Origin of the sequence: Nostoc sp. FACHB-152, assembly GCF_014697475.1 — a bacterium.
In the GTDB taxonomy this organism is placed as follows: Bacteria; Cyanobacteriota; Cyanobacteriia; order Cyanobacteriales; family Nostocaceae; genus Nostoc_B.
In genome coordinates this window covers 1-16,231 of record NZ_JACJRV010000112.1, presented here as the reverse complement: position 1 = coordinate 16,231, position 16,231 = coordinate 1, and the positions used below count along the sequence as shown (strand labels likewise).

The 16,231-nt window shown below is 42.1% G+C and carries 12 protein-coding genes; 1 reads left to right on the top strand and 11 read right to left on the bottom strand.

The genetic code is table 11. From position 1 onward, the window contains the following. Nucleotides 1-650 precede the first annotated feature (650 nt). The 8 genes from H6G76_RS33530 to H6G76_RS33495 all read right to left on the bottom strand — a co-directional run bounded on the left by H6G76_RS33530 (nucleotide 651) and on the right by H6G76_RS33495 (nucleotide 7,394). Nucleotides 651-1,298 carry a class I SAM-dependent methyltransferase gene (locus H6G76_RS33530; RefSeq protein ID WP_190710471.1) on the bottom strand — a complete coding sequence of 216 codons (648 nt, stop codon included), beginning with the start codon at nucleotides 1,296-1,298 and terminating at the stop codon, nucleotides 651-653. Between the two features lie 70 nt (nucleotides 1,299-1,368). Further along, entirely contained in the window at nucleotides 1,369-2,073 is a 705-nt protein-coding gene (locus H6G76_RS33525) for an actin-binding WH2 domain-containing protein (protein ID WP_190710469.1), read from the bottom strand. A gap of 271 nt (nucleotides 2,074-2,344) precedes the next feature. Further along, entirely contained in the window at nucleotides 2,345-4,780 is a 2,436-nt protein-coding gene (locus H6G76_RS33520; RefSeq protein WP_190710467.1) for a filamentous hemagglutinin N-terminal domain-containing protein, read from the bottom strand. Between the two features lie 106 nt (nucleotides 4,781-4,886). After that, nucleotides 4,887-5,255, bottom strand: coding sequence for a hypothetical protein (locus H6G76_RS33515; protein WP_190710466.1), 369 nt, complete (start codon nucleotides 5,253-5,255; stop codon nucleotides 4,887-4,889). A gap of 104 nt (nucleotides 5,256-5,359) precedes the next feature. Next, on the bottom strand, nucleotides 5,360-5,818 hold the full coding sequence (locus H6G76_RS33510) for a hypothetical protein (protein WP_190710464.1): 459 nt from the start codon (nucleotides 5,816-5,818) through the stop codon (nucleotides 5,360-5,362). 125 nt (nucleotides 5,819-5,943) lie between these two features. Continuing rightward, a complete protein-coding gene (locus H6G76_RS33505) occupies nucleotides 5,944-6,330 on the bottom strand; it encodes a hypothetical protein (protein WP_190710462.1) in 387 nt (128 codons plus the stop codon). A 96-nt stretch (nucleotides 6,331-6,426) separates the two neighbouring features. Then, the gene (locus H6G76_RS33500; RefSeq protein WP_190710460.1) at nucleotides 6,427-6,897 is read right to left on the bottom strand and encodes a hypothetical protein; all 471 of its coding nucleotides are present in this window, start codon (nucleotides 6,895-6,897) and stop codon (nucleotides 6,427-6,429) included. Between the two features lie 53 nt (nucleotides 6,898-6,950). Next, entirely contained in the window at nucleotides 6,951-7,394 is a 444-nt protein-coding gene (locus H6G76_RS33495) for a hypothetical protein (protein WP_190710458.1), read from the bottom strand. A gap of 427 nt (nucleotides 7,395-7,821) precedes the next feature. Here H6G76_RS33495 and H6G76_RS33490 point away from each other — a divergent pair, with 427 nt between their 5' ends. After that, entirely contained in the window at nucleotides 7,822-8,076 is a 255-nt protein-coding gene (locus H6G76_RS33490) for a hypothetical protein (protein WP_190710455.1), read from the top strand. Nucleotides 8,077-8,324: 248 nt separating this feature from the next. Here the strand turns inward: H6G76_RS33490 and H6G76_RS33485 are convergent, their stop codons facing one another. The 3 genes from H6G76_RS33485 to H6G76_RS33475 all read right to left on the bottom strand — a co-directional run bounded on the left by H6G76_RS33485 (nucleotide 8,325) and on the right by H6G76_RS33475 (nucleotide 15,627). Beyond that, nucleotides 8,325-8,723 carry a hypothetical protein gene (locus H6G76_RS33485; protein ID WP_190710453.1) on the bottom strand — a complete coding sequence of 133 codons (399 nt, stop codon included), beginning with the start codon at nucleotides 8,721-8,723 and terminating at the stop codon, nucleotides 8,325-8,327. Between the two features lie 261 nt (nucleotides 8,724-8,984). Next, nucleotides 8,985-10,892 (bottom strand): heavy metal translocating P-type ATPase, encoded by a 1,908-nt coding sequence (locus H6G76_RS33480; RefSeq protein ID WP_190710451.1) that lies wholly within the window; start codon nucleotides 10,890-10,892, stop codon nucleotides 8,985-8,987. Between the two features lie 217 nt (nucleotides 10,893-11,109). Continuing rightward, nucleotides 11,110-15,627, bottom strand: coding sequence for a PAS domain S-box protein (locus tag H6G76_RS33475; RefSeq protein WP_190710449.1), 4,518 nt, complete (start codon nucleotides 15,625-15,627; stop codon nucleotides 11,110-11,112). Nucleotides 15,628-16,231: the final 604 nt, after the last annotated feature.

Below are 16,231 nucleotides of genomic sequence, written 5' to 3'. Positions count from 1 at the left end.
CCGCGTCGGAGCGAAAAGTTGAGCCAGTGCGTTGGACGGGTTCCCCGGCATAAAGCAACTGGCGTTGCGCGTCCGGGTTTCCCGGCGCAAAACTTTTCAAGACAGAGGGGTTGGGGAGAGGTTCATCGAACTCACGTTTAATTACAGATTGATTGAATACCTTCTTGAGATAGAAGTTTCCCAAAGTATTACATCTAGCTAAGTAATGCTTCAGGTGGAGGTTTAGAAATTTTCTAGAAATTATTTTTCAAAAGAAAGGTAGTGAAATCCTTGGTAGATCAAGCTGAGTATTGAAACAGATATGGCAGACAATCGCGGAATATGGTAGACGAGTACGCGAGGGACTTGAGCAAGGTAGGCAATAGGGGGTAGGGAATGGAAAAAACAATAGTTATGCTGTTTTATCTGTTCCCTTTCACTATTGCCGAATGGCACTAAGTTAACGGCAAACCCCTTATCTATAAGGATGAGCGGGTGTGGGGTGTTGGGTGTAGTGAGTCAGAGATTTGTTTGTGTTCGTACTTGTATTTAATTTTCTTGATTTTTCCCTACACCCCACACCCTACCCCCAACAAGATAGCCCAGACGACTTTTCAGCTTTTCTTAGTGCCATTCCACTATTGCCTATTGCCTCAACCCTATTGCCTGTTTTATCCTTTAACGTTTTTCAGCAATAATTGACACCCACATAAAAATGGGTTCGGGCTTTCTGTGCGATCATCTGTTAGCACCTCAATTGGCAGGTTACTGTGGTATATTAATTCGTCATAATCCATCAATGCATTCCACTTAATCTTGCCAGTTGGGAAGCCTAAGTCTAAAGCTGCATCAGTTATTAACTCTTGCCACTTATAAATTTCTGGGTCACGCGATTTGCAATAATCAAGAATGGCAATCAATGCGCCAGGTCTAGTAACGCGTAAAATCTCTTCAAGAGCGCGGACAGGATCAGCTACAACACAAAGAGTAAAGCCCGATGCAGCAGCATCAAAGCTATTATCAGAAAATGCCAGGTTTTGAAGATCCATTACTTTGAAAGTGATGTCTGCGGCTATCAGCTTTTTACGCGCTTCATCTAGCATTTTCTGTGATAAATCAACGCCTACTACACTTACTCCTTCAGGGTAAGCTGGAAGATTAAGACCTGTTCCTACGGCAGCATCAAGCACAATTTGCCCTGGCTTAAGCTGTAAGGAAGCAATTAGTGGTTTGCGGTCAATATCCCAGTAACGCAACATAATTTGCTCATAGTCTACTGCTCCATGATCGTAGGCATCAATTATTTTAGTTAGTAGCATTAGCTTTCTAGTCAAACACTTACCGAAAAATTAGCATAAAATTATACTAATGTCTATGCTGAGTCAGTACTTAACGGATACCCAAAAGGTAGCTAATTGCTTGAATTACACTTAAATAAAAATTACCTTCTCTTTCACGAAATAATTGAAAAGCAGAATCAGGCAAACCGAAAAAAGGTCTAAGAGTCCAACCTAGCTGGCTCCCAACAAAAGCATAAAGAAACAGCCAAAACTGTAAAATTTTCTTGCGGGTTTTACTGCCTTCATTATCTTGCTCTAAAACTGAATTCATGGCTTGATATAAAGCCGAAATACCAATAAATCCTGTGATGGCAAAGATAAATACATTTAAGAGAATTAAAAATTGGTAGTTATTAGTAGTAAGTAAGAAAAAAAGTGTAATGGGTGCAAAACTAAATAAAAGAACGCTGGTGACAGCAACGGCGGTTAGTACCAAGGCGAAATGCTGTCCAAAAGTTCGCTTAGAGCCAAAAATAACATTAGAAAAGAACAGCGTAGGTAGGCAAATTAGTAATGTAATTAAGTACAGTGCTGGTAATTTTACGGCAGAAGAAATAGCTTGCATCCAACTGTGAGATGCACCAATAATGCCTCCATAAATGGCAATAAATATAGAACTACAAACTAGCAAGGAAATTATCTTACTTGGTAATCTAATTCCTTGACGTACTTCTTCTAAAAATCCCTGGCGATCGCGCAATAAACTAATCAATACTGCAAAATATTTAATTCCCGTAGATTTTCGTTCAATCATACTTATCCCTACATAGATATTATTCTAGTTTTAACACTGTAATTAGTAGTGTCAAAACTAGAGTTTCATGCTTCAACAAAGCAAAGCTAGTAAGATATAGCAGGTAACAAGCAATAGGTAACAGGCAACAGGCTGGAAAATCTCTCGATGACTGGGTTTTAAGATCAGCTTATGCCCTAAACTATGCTTTAACTGCTATCTAATGGATTTAGTTGGTTACTAATCCATGTTTCTAGCATTTATTTGGTATTAACTAAGGCAGTATAAACACTTAAATTCCTGTATGGTTTTTAAGGCAGGAACTATGATTACTTGCGATGTAGGGTGTGACATTTGCTGCATTGGCAATTAATGTAACTTCGCCTTGCTGATTAAATACCCAGCCACTAGCAGGGGCAATCTTAACAATATCAGGTGATATTTTAAGCTTCGTTGTTGTAGTCTTGGAGTTATGGGCAAGTCTAGCGATCGCATTGAGACGAGTATCTGACCAGACAATATCGCTAGTGAGTGGTTCATTAGGGCTGGGAGGTAAACCACCCCGTCCGGTGACTATAATTTCACTGCGGGTTTTGGCAATATTACCAGAACAGCCTTGAGCGATCGCGTTGGAAGCATCAACAACTTCTGCGGGTAATTCAACTATGCCACGATTTGACTCATCGGGTGTGTTGATTTGAATTGTACCGTTGATTCCTAATTCCGAAGCCGCAGTAATATCGTTGGTTATGTTGTTTCGTGGGTTGAGTCCACTAAATGGTGCAATCCCAAATAAACCGTCAGTAGTGATATTGATATTTCCACCCCGACCTTTAAAAGCGGTAGCGGTAATATCGCTATTTTCTCTAAGAGTAGCCACAATCACTTTTGAGTCAATATCAATATTGCCACCCGCCACATCTGCACCTACCTTTGATGTGTCTGCATTGGTAGTTATTTGGCTATTATCTTGCAACAGCAAGAAATCTAAGTCTTCCAGCGAGATATTGCCACCTCGACCGGATGTAGTTTCAGCTGTGATTATTGCATTTTTGTCTAAACGCACATCACGAGCTTGGATGGTCAGATTACCTGCATCTCCTGAGCCTAAATTTTCTACGGTAACTCTGGCATTATCTCGCACCGTTAACTTTGAGGTGAAAATATTTAAGGAACCTGCATCGCCACTACCACGAGAGCGAGCAAACAACCCACTGGGGGGTTGACCATTTACACCTGTACTACTGAGTTCTATAGAATCAGTAGCATTTACTGTTAAGGTTCCTCCATTACCACTGCTTCCTGCTAAAGTACCAGCTGTCACCTGTGCGCCATTATTGACCAACAACTGCCGAGTATTAATAGTCAAAGCACCGCCATTTCCAGAACCTTGGGTTTCAGCAAACAAGCCACTGGGCAAAGTTCTATTCACAAGAGAAGTGCCGCTCAATCTCACAAAATCTGAGGACTTAATAATCAGGGTTCCCCCGTTACCTTGGCTACCCACACGAGCAGCAGCAGCAATGTTTCCTCCATCCTCAACAATTAACTTCTTCGTAGTAATACTCAAGTTACCAGCATCACCTTGAGCAAAAGTTTCGGCGAACAAAGCACTAGGATTACCAGCTGCATCAGTTCCAGATACTTGCACAGTATCGGAAACATTTACTGTTAAATTTCCGCCAGCACCGCTACTGCGAGTAGAAGCTCGGATTTGTGAACCATCTTTAACAGTTAATTGCTCTGCGGTAATCGATATGCCTCTACCATCCTCATCTCCTATTGTGTCTGCTGAGAGTAATGACCCACCTGTAAGGTTGATATTTTTGCCTTGTAGTTGAATATTGCCACCACCATTACCATTAGCATTAATCACTGCACCATTTATAAATGATATATCTGCTAACGCTACTCCATTCGGAAAAGTTAATGGTTGGTTATTGCTTTCAAGATTCAATCCCACAGTTCCTGGTTCTGAGATTCCACCAATAGCAATTTGACCACCCTCAGCTTGTAAAGATAGTTTGACATCATCATTAGGTGGAGGAAATACTAATCCTCCATCTATAGTGACATTGCCGCCTACCAAAGCTAAAGTTTTTTCTGGTGACACTGCAATCAATGAGTTCTGCAATAAAATGCTTCCTGAATTGCTGCCAAATTGCAGACCAATTGGTGTACTGACTGTTAGCAACGGCCCTGTTTGCTTGTCAGTTGCACTAAATGTAGTACCGTCAGCAAATTTTATGCCACTAGCTGTACTACCAAAAAATGAACCACCTACAGTTATGTAAGCGTTAGGCCCTATGATAATTCCGTTGGGATTGATGAGAAATAAATTGGCATTAGAAAACTCAAGTCCGCCGTTATTTAATTGAAAAGCTCCTAGAGTGCCTAGAATTTTAGAAATATTGCTTCCTGTCACCCTGGCAATAATATTTTGAATATTATTAGTGTTAGTTAAGAAAAAAGCTCCTCGCCCTTCACCTACATTGAATTCTCGAAAACTATGAAATACATTGGAGCCTCGTACTGCACCGCCTGTGATAAAGTCATTGACATCATCATATGGTTCAAGGCCAGAACTTTCATTTCCTAGAGTATTATCAGGAGTAATGATACTTTGAGCAAAAACCCTGCTTTCCAACGAACAAATAATTATTCCACCAATAGCTAAATAGATGGCTAGCCCCAGTCGCCAACAATAGCTTTTCCAGTTGTGAATCATATTATAACTTACTCTAATTTAGAGTTTTACTTGCTTTAAATAAATACTTATACTATTTGCGTTGCAAACATTACGGAAAAAACAAGGTTTTTAGCAGTTATTGCCTCTACTGATCAATTACAGTTTGATCTAATTGTTGCAGATAAAGCTGTACTTGCAGTTTTGTGCTAGAAGATAATTGTTCTAACTTTTGTAATGTTGGGGCATCACCCTGTATTAGCTTGTCTACTGTATCTTGGTCATATATTTCTAGAATCTGTATTGCTTGCTTACTTTTGAATATTTCCCTTATTTGGTTGATTCTGGCTGAATTGAAATACATAGCATTGTCATGACCTATATCTGTCCCAACAGTCACTAACCGTAGAAAGCATGGATGTGTTGGCGAAGGTATACATTGTGGTTTGATTTGTATGTCGGCAAAGGCGTAACCTCCACTAGAAGCGATCGCTCCACATACTATCAAGGCACTCATAAGTCCTCTTAGGCAATACTTTTGCTTCTGACTTTGAATCATATTCCTCAATGCCTTACATCCAAAAAATACTAAATATTTTTATACGTGTCTAAATTCAAAGATTAATAATTGAATATTGAACCAGAAGTTAATTGTTCTGGTTGTTGTAATATATGTGTATTGTCCTGTATTAAACTCTGCACTGCATTTGTATCGATAGAGTTTGTATAGACTCCTAAGGTTAGGGAGAAAGAATAGTTACTGTTTAATAACTCTTGTGTCTCCCCGCTATACCTGCTTGCCTCTGAAGGTAAATCACTTAACCCAACGATATTGGCTAGATTAACTTTGTTGATACCCTGTATTGAGCTTTGTAGTTTGTCCGGGCCTTCTTGAGCTTGGCCATGAGGTGGATCTGTCACAATAGGCCCTGTTCTTGGTGGTACAACAGGTACTGGCCTAATAATAGGTAACAATGGATCAACATTAGGTAGTGACTGCGAAAAAGATACTGTCTCTTGCACAACAAGTTCTGTCACAGCAAAAGACTCAAACGGTTGACTTTGAATATTATTACTCATAATCTCTAATGCTACACAGGATTATTTCTGTATTTACACTTAATAATTGCAATGCATATAATACATAAAAATAAGAGTTACAGTAGTTATCGCATCTACGGGGCAATTACAGATTGATTCAGTTGCTATGGTTGCTGTATTACTTGTGGCAGAGAAGACCTTAGCCGCAGTGTTGAGCCAGGAGCTAATTGTTCCAGTCTTTGTATTGTTGCTAAATCACCCAGTCTTAGCCTCTGCACTGCAAATGGATCTTCTTTTTTTAGAGCTGCTATGGCTTGTGGGTAAAGTATTAATATTCGGTCTACTTCCATTGCTGGTGAATGAGATCCATCTTTATAAACAGGTGTATAAACATTGCATGGATTTGTTGGTGAAGATATGCAGAGTTGTCTTCCTGGCATTTGGGCAAAAGCGTACCCTTGACTAGAAGCGATCGCTCCACCTACCACCAAGACATTTATGAGTCCCCTTAGGCAACTTTTTTGCATCTGACTTTGAATAATATTTCTCATACTTTATCTCTAATACTACACAGGATTATTTCTGTATTTACACCTCTTGCGATGCATATAATGCCTAAAAAACAAGAGCTACAGTAGTTATTGCATCTACGGGCCAACTACAGACTGATTCAGTTGCTGTGGTTGCTGTATCACTTGTTGCAGATATGGATTTAATTGATTCAGGTGCTGTAGTTGCGGTATAACTTGTGGCAGAGAAGACTGTAGCCCTTGTGTTGAGCCAGGAGCTAATTGTTCCAGTCTTTGTATTGTTGCTAAATCACCCACTCTTAACCTCTGCACAGCAAATGGATCTTCTCTTTTTAGCTCTTCTATGGCTTGTGGGTAAAGTATTAATATTAAGTCTATTTCCATTGCTGGTGAATGACCTCCATCTTTATAAAGATATCTATAAAAATTGCATAAATTTGTTGGTGAAGGTATGCAGAGTGATCTTTGTAAAAGTTGCGATTGGGCAAAAGCGTACCCTCCACTAGAAGCGATCGCTCCACCTACCATCAAGACATTCATGAGTCCCATTAGGCAATATTTTTGCATTTGACTTTGAATGATATTCATCTGTCTCACCTTTTAAAATACAGAAGAAACAAGGGCTACAGTAGTTATCGCATCTACGGGCTAGTTACAGATTGATTCAGTGGCTGTTGTTGCAGTTGCTGTTGTTGTAGTCTCAGTTGTTGCAGATATGGATTTAGTAGCAGTGTTGAGCTAGGAGCTAATTGTTGTAGCTTTTGTAATTTTGTTGCATCACCCTGTCTTAGCTTCTCCACTGCAAATGGATCTTCTTTTTTTAGCTCCGTGATTGCTTGTGGGTAAAGTTCTAGTAATGCCTTTAGCAGTTCTGGTGGCATGGTTTTAGCTGGTTGATGAGGCTGATCTTTCTTGATTTTATGAGGAGGTGGAAGGCATAGTCTGGTTGGCGAAGGTCTACATAGGACTTGTGTTTGGGCAACGGCGTACTCTCCACTAGCAGCACTCGCTCCACCTACCATCAAGGCGCTCATGAGTCCCATCCAGCAATATTTTTGCTTCTGACTTTGAATGATATTCCTCATACTTTACCTCCTAAAATACTAAGTATTTTTACACTATTGCTAAATCAAACCTCAATAATACACCACTAAATTGTCTATTCTTCTGCTTCTGTTCCTTACCTTCCCCTAAATACTTAAGTGTTATTACGGCAGCCAGATTAGAATTGAGTAACAATTTTCTGTAAAGCCCATATAAGGACACAATAAAGTTCTTGACGTTTCCAGAATTTTGCATTAAAAAATTTCAGATCAAGAATGAGTAAAGTTACATTACACAGTCTATAGAGGCGAGAGACTAGGGGTTAGAGACTAGAAAAATGTACCTCTTTGGGATGAAAACTGCACACAATCATCCTATGATTCAGCAACGCCATGAGGGCTGGGGAGGGGTCTAATCCATGTGTCGCATTCTTGTCTCAAATTGGTATTACGTTAAATTGGTGTAATTATGGCGAACGCAAAAGCTATTTCGGTGAACGCAAAAGCTATTTCGGCGAACTCAAAAGCTATTTCGGCGAACTCAAAAGCTATTTCGGCGAACTCAAAAGTTATTTCGGCGAACTCAAAAGCTATTTCGGCGAACTCAAAAGCTATTTCGGCGAACGCAAAAGCTATTTCGGTGAACGCAAAAGCTATTTCGGCGAACGCAAAAGCTATTTCGGTTAGTTTGCGATCGCTTGCCCAATTCCATCACGCTGCTTAACCAAGGCAGTGTAAGTAGAGGGACATAAATAATTGTAATTAGGAGAAGGCAGGAGGCAGGAGGACGACACTTTGCTCAAGTCGGGAAACCCGCCCACGCAAGTGTCTCCAGAGGGCAGGAAGGAAGAGGTTTTTAGCTATTTTGCCCAAGACTTATCTAGTTAAGTTTATTTGTGCCTTCCTACTTAAATACTAATTTACTGCATATTTTCTGAGTAATGGCTTTTATCTTTAAAAAGTAGAATCTTTTTAATTACGGCTTGATTCTGTTTTTGTGGTTGCAGTTTTAGTTGTTGCAGATAGGGCTGTAGTTTTATGCAGTGTTGAGCCAGAAGTTAATTTTTCTAGCTTTTTTAATATTCTTGCATCACCCTGTCTTAGCTTCTCCACTGCATTTGGATCATCTTTTTGTAGTTGTTTAATTACTGTTAGCGATGCTGATGACACAGCTTGGTGATGAGGTTTATCAGGTAGAGTCACAGGTGGTCTATCTGGAAGACACGGATTTTTTGGCGAAGGGATACAAACTGTTGATGTGTTTGCTGTTTGAGCAAAGGCATACTCTCCAGTAGAAACAATCATGCCGCAAGTAATTAAGGCAATTACTAAGATAAACTTCCAGAGCCTTTTAAGTAGTTTTTGAGCCATCTTTGTACCATTCCTTGCAATATTCTTAAAGAAGTTTTAATGACCAAGCAATGATAATGTTTCTAACCAGTTGTTTGCTATTAACATAGAATACAGCAGATTTAAGTACAATTCCAGTCATCAGCCTAGTTAATGTAAAAATTTAATTTCTACATTAACTTAGGCACTAGTACTGCAAAGCGGAAGTCAAAAGTATTATGGAATAAGCTGTTTAGGACTTTTCAATGGTCTGCTTATTTCCGCCGTGGTGTACTAGTAATTTCACCGTAGCAGTCGCAAACCGTTGAGTGTGACTAAGACTGTAGAGCCTTCATGTCCAATGACACCGATGGGGAGGTTAATATTCCCTAAAAAGTTACCTAGCATCAGCAGTAAAATTGAGGTCAAGGCTAGGGTGATATTTTGTTTGACTATGGTTTGCGATCGCCTGCCTAATTCCATCGCTACGAGAATTTTTTCTAATCTGTCTGTCATTAAAACGATGTCTGCTGTTTCTAAAGCGACATCGCTACCGGCAATACCCATTGCAATGCCTACTGATGCTTGGGCTAAAGCAGGCGCATCATTTATACCATCTCCTACCATTGCAACTGTTTGATAGCGTTGCTGCAAGGAGCAAATTAGCTCTAATTTATCTTCTGGTAAAAGTTCTGCATATACCTGATCAATGCCAATGGCTTGGGCGACACTTTGGGCTGTGCGTTGATTATCTCCGCTAATCATGACGATTTGTTCTACTCCCAGTTGACGCAGACGGCTAATGGTGGTGGCTGCTTCTGGGCGAATCATGTCTGCAATGGCGATCGCACCTAGCACTTCCTCTTCTTTGGCAACCCAAACGACAGTTTTACCTTCATGTTCCAAACAATTAGTTAACTCTTGTAATGGTTGCGGTAACTGGACAACATATTGCTGTATGAAACTGGCATTTCCCAAGATGACTTTTTGGTTGTTGACAATCCCGACAATTCCTTGACCTGGTATAGCTTGAACATTAACACCACGCACCCAATCTAAATCACCAGCTGCCTGTACAATTGCTTTAGCAATGGGATGTTCGGAAGATGCTTCTAAGGCTGCGGCTGCTTTTAATACATCTGCTTGTGTATATTCTTCAGCAGAGATGATTTGAGATACTTGCACTTGTCCTGTTGTGAGAGTACCAGTTTTATCGAAGGCGATCGCTCGTACTCTGCCCATCTTTTCTAACTGCGCCCCATTTTTAAATAAAATTCCCCCTCTTGCACCATGAGCAATTCCTGACAGCAGGGTGGGCATAATTGCGGCCATCAACGCACAAGGAGAAGCAACCACCAAAAAAGTCAAGGCGCGATAAATTGTAGTTTCCCAGTCCCAACCCCACAAAAACGGCGGCAAAATTGCGAGTAGTGTTCCAGCTATAACAATTACCCTGGCATAGCCTCGTTCAAATCTTTCGATAAATTCCTGGGAAGGTGGGGCTGACTCTTGTGCTTGTTCTACCAAACGAATCACGCGTTGAATTAAACTACTGCTTGCTGGTTTGTGTACTTGCAACCTCAATGCGCCATAACCATTGAGTGTCCCGGCAAACACTTCTTCACCTACAGTCTTTTCTACAGGTAAAGATTCTCCGGTGATTGCCGCTTGATTGATAGTGCTGTAACCTGACACAATCATGCCATCAGTCGGAATTAACTCTCCGGGTTTGACGATAATTTCATCTCCGATTTTCAACTGACTGATGGTAAGCAGTTTTTCTTGCCCTTGATGCAAAACCCTAGCTGTATCGGGTGTCAAACTCATCAAACTGCGGATACTGCGTTCAGTGCGCCGCATCGCGTAACCTTCTAACGCGCCGCTAGTGGCAAAGATGAGAATCAAAATTGCACCATCAATAATTAGATGATATTCTCTGCGCCATAAACCCAGACTAGCCGCACCAACAGCCGCGACAATCATTAATAAGTCAACGTCTAGTTCTTTCTCTTTAATTAATGTAGTCAGTCCTTCGCGCGCGCTTTCGTAACCACCAATAACATAAGCAGTGCTTAATAACAGCATCGCCCAGCCTAACCAACCTAGATGCAAAGCGAACCAGCCAAAAAATAATAACAGCCCACAAATTAAAGCAGCAAAGATATCTGTGTGTTCTTTGGTGAATTTGGTTAAATGCTGAGGGTAGAACATGAGAGTGAAATCAGTGACAACTACTCTCACGCTAAACCTTGACATTAATGTTAATGTCAAGAAGAAGGGTGTAGGGTGTAGGGGAAAATCAATGGGGGCTGTAGGTTAGGTGGAACAAAGTGAAACCCAACAAAACTGCGAATTGCGTTAGCGAGCCTGCGATAGCGAAGCGTTAGCGACGCTCCTGCGTCGCGTCATTGCGAATTGCAAATTGCTACTAGTTCTGCTGTTGTAACTCAATCCAAAATCGACTGCCTTGATTAGGGGCAGATTCTACACCAACCCTGCCTCCTAGACGTTCTGCACCCTTACGGACGATCGCAAGTCCAATTCCTGTGCCTGGATAAGCCTCTTGGCCGTGCAGACGCTCAAAAACGCCAAATATCTTCTGTTGATGCTCTGGTTGAATCCCAATGCCATTGTCTTCTACCCACAGACGCACCCAGCTATCCTGGGTTTGCGACCAAACTCGGATTTGTGGTCGAATGCCAGGAGCAACAAACTTCACGGCATTTGACAACAAATTTGCCACCATTTGTAATACAATTGTACGTTGTCCCAAGATGCTGGGCAAATCGGGTGCAACGGTGATTTGGGCTTGGGATGCATTTAAGTCTGCGGCTACTTGCGCTTGGGCTTCTGCGACAACCTGAGTTAATTGAATGGGAATTAACCGAATTTGCTCACGGTTGAGGCGGCTATATGCTAACAAATCGCTAATTAGTTGATTCATCCGCTCAATGCCTTCAACAATGTAATGAATGTACTCTTGGGCAAGTTCATCCAGTTGGTCGCCATAATCCTCAACCAAAGCTTGAGAAAACCCTTGAATTCCGCGCAAGGGCGCGCGCAGGTCATGAGCTACTGTGTAGGAGAAGGCTTCTAAATCTTTATTGGCTTCTTGCAGTTGGGCAGTACGTTTTTCCACGCGTTGTTCTAGGGTGCTGTTTAGTTGCAGAAGCTCGGCTTCTGCTAGTTTACGGTTTGTGATGTCAGAACGAACAGCGATGTACTGATAAGGTTTACCAGTAGCATCTAAAAATGGGACGATTGTAGTGGCAACCCAGTAAAATGAACCATCTTTGGCGCGATTTCTAATTTCTCCTTGCCATACCTGCCCCTTGCTAATAGTTGTCCACAACTGCCTAAAAAATTCTTTTGGGTGGTAGCCGGAGTTAACAATGCGATGAGTTTGCCCAATTAGTTCTTCTCTGGAATACTGTGAAAGCTCACAGAATTTATCGTTGACGTAAGTAATTGTGCCTTGGGTATCGGTAATGGCAACGATTGAAGAAGCATCAAGCGCAAATTTAAAGTCTGCTAGGTCTTTTAATGACTGCTGTAATGCTATCTCTGCCTGTTTGCGCTCAGTGATATTTAAAATCGCGCCAATACTTCCTCTCGTTTTTCCATGTTCATCAAATAGAGGCGCAGCGTACTCTAATAAGGTTAGGGTTGTGCCATCATGCCAAACTACATCGACTTCAAAATCTTGAACTTGAATACCGTGAGCGGCTGCACGCTGTAAAGGTAAATCTTCTGGTGCAAGTAGCCGATGATTTTGATAAACCTGAAAGTTTGTGGGACGCTCGCCTTCGGGCGCGCTTAAAGACGCATTTACAGTTGGTGCAATGGCTAACATTTGAGCAAAGGCTGAGTTCACCCGAATCTTTTCACACTGCGGATCATCAGCGATGCCAACACCTATGGGAATCACTTCTAATAGAGTTTGCGATTCTGCCAACTGTTGCTGAAGTTCTTGGTTTAAGTTTAAAATTTCTTGCTCGGTCTGTTTGCGCTCTGTCACATCAATGGCTGTGGCAATGATTAACTTTCTGCCATCCGGTAATGGTGGGAGTGGCGCAGCATAGAAATCCCAGATGCGAGTTGCGCCTGTAGAGGTAGTGACTGTATATTCTCCTAGTGCTGTGCGATCGCTCAAGGGATATTGGCTAAAAATTTTGGCTTGCACTTCGTTTTGGCGATCGCCGTAGCCTTTTGCTGTCCAAGCTGCAAGTGTAGGAATGTCTTCTAAGCGATAGCCTGTAATTTCTGTCCAGACATGATTAATCTGCAATACTTCACCATCTTCGGTATGTAACATAATTGGCAAGGGAACGTTAAGCAAAGCCGAGCGAAATCTTTCTTCACTTTCACATAAAGCTTGTGTTGCGCGTGTTTGCTCGATAATTGACCAAAGCCGACTAACTGTGTTTTGCAGCAGTGTGACTTGATAGGGTTGCCACTCTTGCACTGTTCGGGAATTAATTGCTAGAACTGCCACCCATTGCCTTTCATAAAGGCAGGGAACTGCGACAAAAGCCCGAATTCCCATCTCGGCAAAATTTTGGGCGAAGGGGGCGGTATAGGGATAGGTGGTTACGTCTGGAACTACTGAGGGTTGACCTGCGTGGTAAAGCTCAATTAGTTCTGGCAGAATCGACTCTGACAAGGTATGAACACCAACGACACTGGAAATATCTTCTTGTCGCCGCCAGTCTTGCTTGACTATTGATACATCCTCTGCCAAATTTACTTCGTGCCACACACAGCGTTCAACATTCAAGTATTTGCCTATACTGCTTACCGCTTCCCAAAGCATTGCATCAGCATTATTCAGTTGCCGCAACCGCAAGTCAAGTTCGTTGAGAAATTTATCGTTGAGTTCGGCTAATTTGCGTTCGTGAATATCAGTCGTAGCACCATACCAACGCAGCACTTGCCCTTGCTCGTCTAAAGCAGGTACAGCGCGAATCAAAAACCACCGATAAACTCCATCTTGAGCGCGCTTTATCCGTCCTTCAATTTCTAAAGGCTGTTTTGTTTGTCGCGCGATCGCCCACTGCTTGAATACAATTTGTACATCTTCAGGATGATAACACTTAGCCTTAATTGCGTGATCGCGGCTTTGCTCCAACGTTAAACCCGAATACTCACACCACTGACGATTGATATATTCTAATTCTCCCTTAGCATCAGTTATCCAGACAAATTGCGGCATTGAGTCGCTCAGTTGTTGTAACTGCTGCTCTTTTTCGCGCAGGGCAATTTCAGCTTGTTTGCGCGCGGTCACATCTCGTGCGCTGGCATAGCTTAATCTATACTCAGGGGAGATAACTCCTGTCCAAGATAGCCACTTGTATGAGCCATCTTTACATCGGTAGCGGTTTTCAAAGGTATCTGCGGGATTTCCGGCCTCAAATTGTGCAGAGGCCGCCAGGGTGGCCTCAATGTCGTCTGGATGCACAAAGTTGAGAAATGGTTGCGCCATCAATTCCGAAACAGTGTAACCCAATACTCTCTCCCAGGCTGGGTTAAGCTGCCGTAAGTGACCATCTAGTCCCGCGATCGCAATCATTTCGTTAGATAGGGTAAAAAAGCGATCGCGTTCTTCTTGAGCAAGTTTGCTGTCTGTAATATCGAAGACAATGCCGCTACAACGCACCGCTTGTCCGGCTTCATCTTTCAAGAACCGCCCAATGCTTTTGATCCATCTTACTTCCCTGTTGTCGGCGCGAATAATCCGATATTCGTAATTTAAAAGTTGATTTTCTCCTACGGCTTGCTCTTCAATTTTGCTGACTCGCTCTAAATCAGCTGGATAGATGCGGCTACGCCACATCTCAATGGTTGCTTCCCCACTGTCAACAACTTCATACCCCAGCAATTGAAAATGTTGGGCTGACCAAATCCCTTTTCCCATTGACAAATCCATATCCCAAGCTGCCATCCCTGCTCCTTCTATGGCTAGGTTGAGGTGTTCATTGGCTGCTTGCAGTTGGGCTGTTCGCTCTTGAATTCTGGCTTCTAGGTCTTCATTGCTTTGAAATAATGCCTTAGCGGTTGCCTGCCTTTGCAAATCTAGTTTATGTAGCTGTTTACTATTCCAAAGCAAGAGTCCGGTAAAAGCAAGGATATGTAATACAACTAAGATAGAAGTCCCAAAAGCTGGTTCCAACAATCCCATTCGCGCTGTTGCAATCCGCAAACCACCTAAAATTAACGGAATTGCGATCGCAGCTGGGAGAAAGCGACGGGCAAGCATTCCTCCTGCACTATCTGCTGTCATAATCCCCATCAACCCTTGGTCTGGGTTAGCCATTAAAATGCCACTTGCCAGCACAATAAAACAAATTGCTGTATGCACGGCCATCTGGGTATAGCTGGTAAAAGCAATAATCGGTTGAACATGATAAAGATAGGCAATCACGACTTGAGCCGCGATTAAAATTGTGAAGATGGCTAATCTTTCTACCCAGCGAGTTTGGCTAGAATTTATCCGTCTATTAGTTCCATTCAGCCATAAAGCAGTGCCGACAAAAACAAAACAAACTGCTGCCAGTGGCGACATTCGACCCGGTGTTAACGTGCCAATATCAATATATTGATGGTCATCTACAAACAGTAGTTGGTCAATCCCCAAATCCCATCCGCATAGATATTCGCTCAGGGTGGCTAAACCGAGCGCAGCAACAACCAAACTACAGACCTGACTAATTCTGCGCCCTTGAGAGTTTGTCGAAGTGGACGCAAATAGAGAAGTTCCAGCCAAAATAAAACCCAACGCTGTGTTTGCCTTCATCGTTACCAAATTTGGCAACACACTCTTGAGAATGCTGATATCCAAAATCCAGCCAATCAGAACCAGGCAGCCAACACTAACAACAAACGCTGCTGCTACTTTAGCTGTCCTCTGTAACAAGGATACTAACCATAGCTGAGATAAATATTTCACGGCGGACTCTTCCCTTTGCAAGACTTAATATTGTGGGGTTAAATTAGCAAACTGAAAATTAATATGCATTACAGTTCTACTCAACTGTTCCCAAAATAATTGTCCCTTCACTCCGTAGTGATTGGCTAAGGCATCAATAGGCCAATACGGTTGGGTTAAAGGGGAAAGGGTAAGGGGGAAAGGGGAAGAAAAAACCTTTAACCCTTACCCTTTAACCCCTTTGGGGTGACGCTCGCAAGCTCGCTAACGCTGCGCTAACGCCAGTCGCTCATGGGGGAACCGCGCTGGCTCACTTTTTCCCTAAACCAATTCTTAGTTCAAAATGCTTATCCAAACCGTATTGGGCAATAGGCAACAGGGTTGAAAGTCTTCTATTATATGACTTTGTTCTTAGAGGATGTTTTAAAAGCAAATATAATTTGTGACTACACAAACTAATACCAATTCAAATAATGTTTGCGACAGATACCCCACCCGCCTGACGGCACCCTCCCCTTAGCAAGGCAGGACTGTTTCATTTTAAAAAGGAAAAAAGTAATTTAATATCATGGGCGCAATTTCGGATTGCTCTGGTTAGAGAATCAAAACCATTGTGACGCAGGAG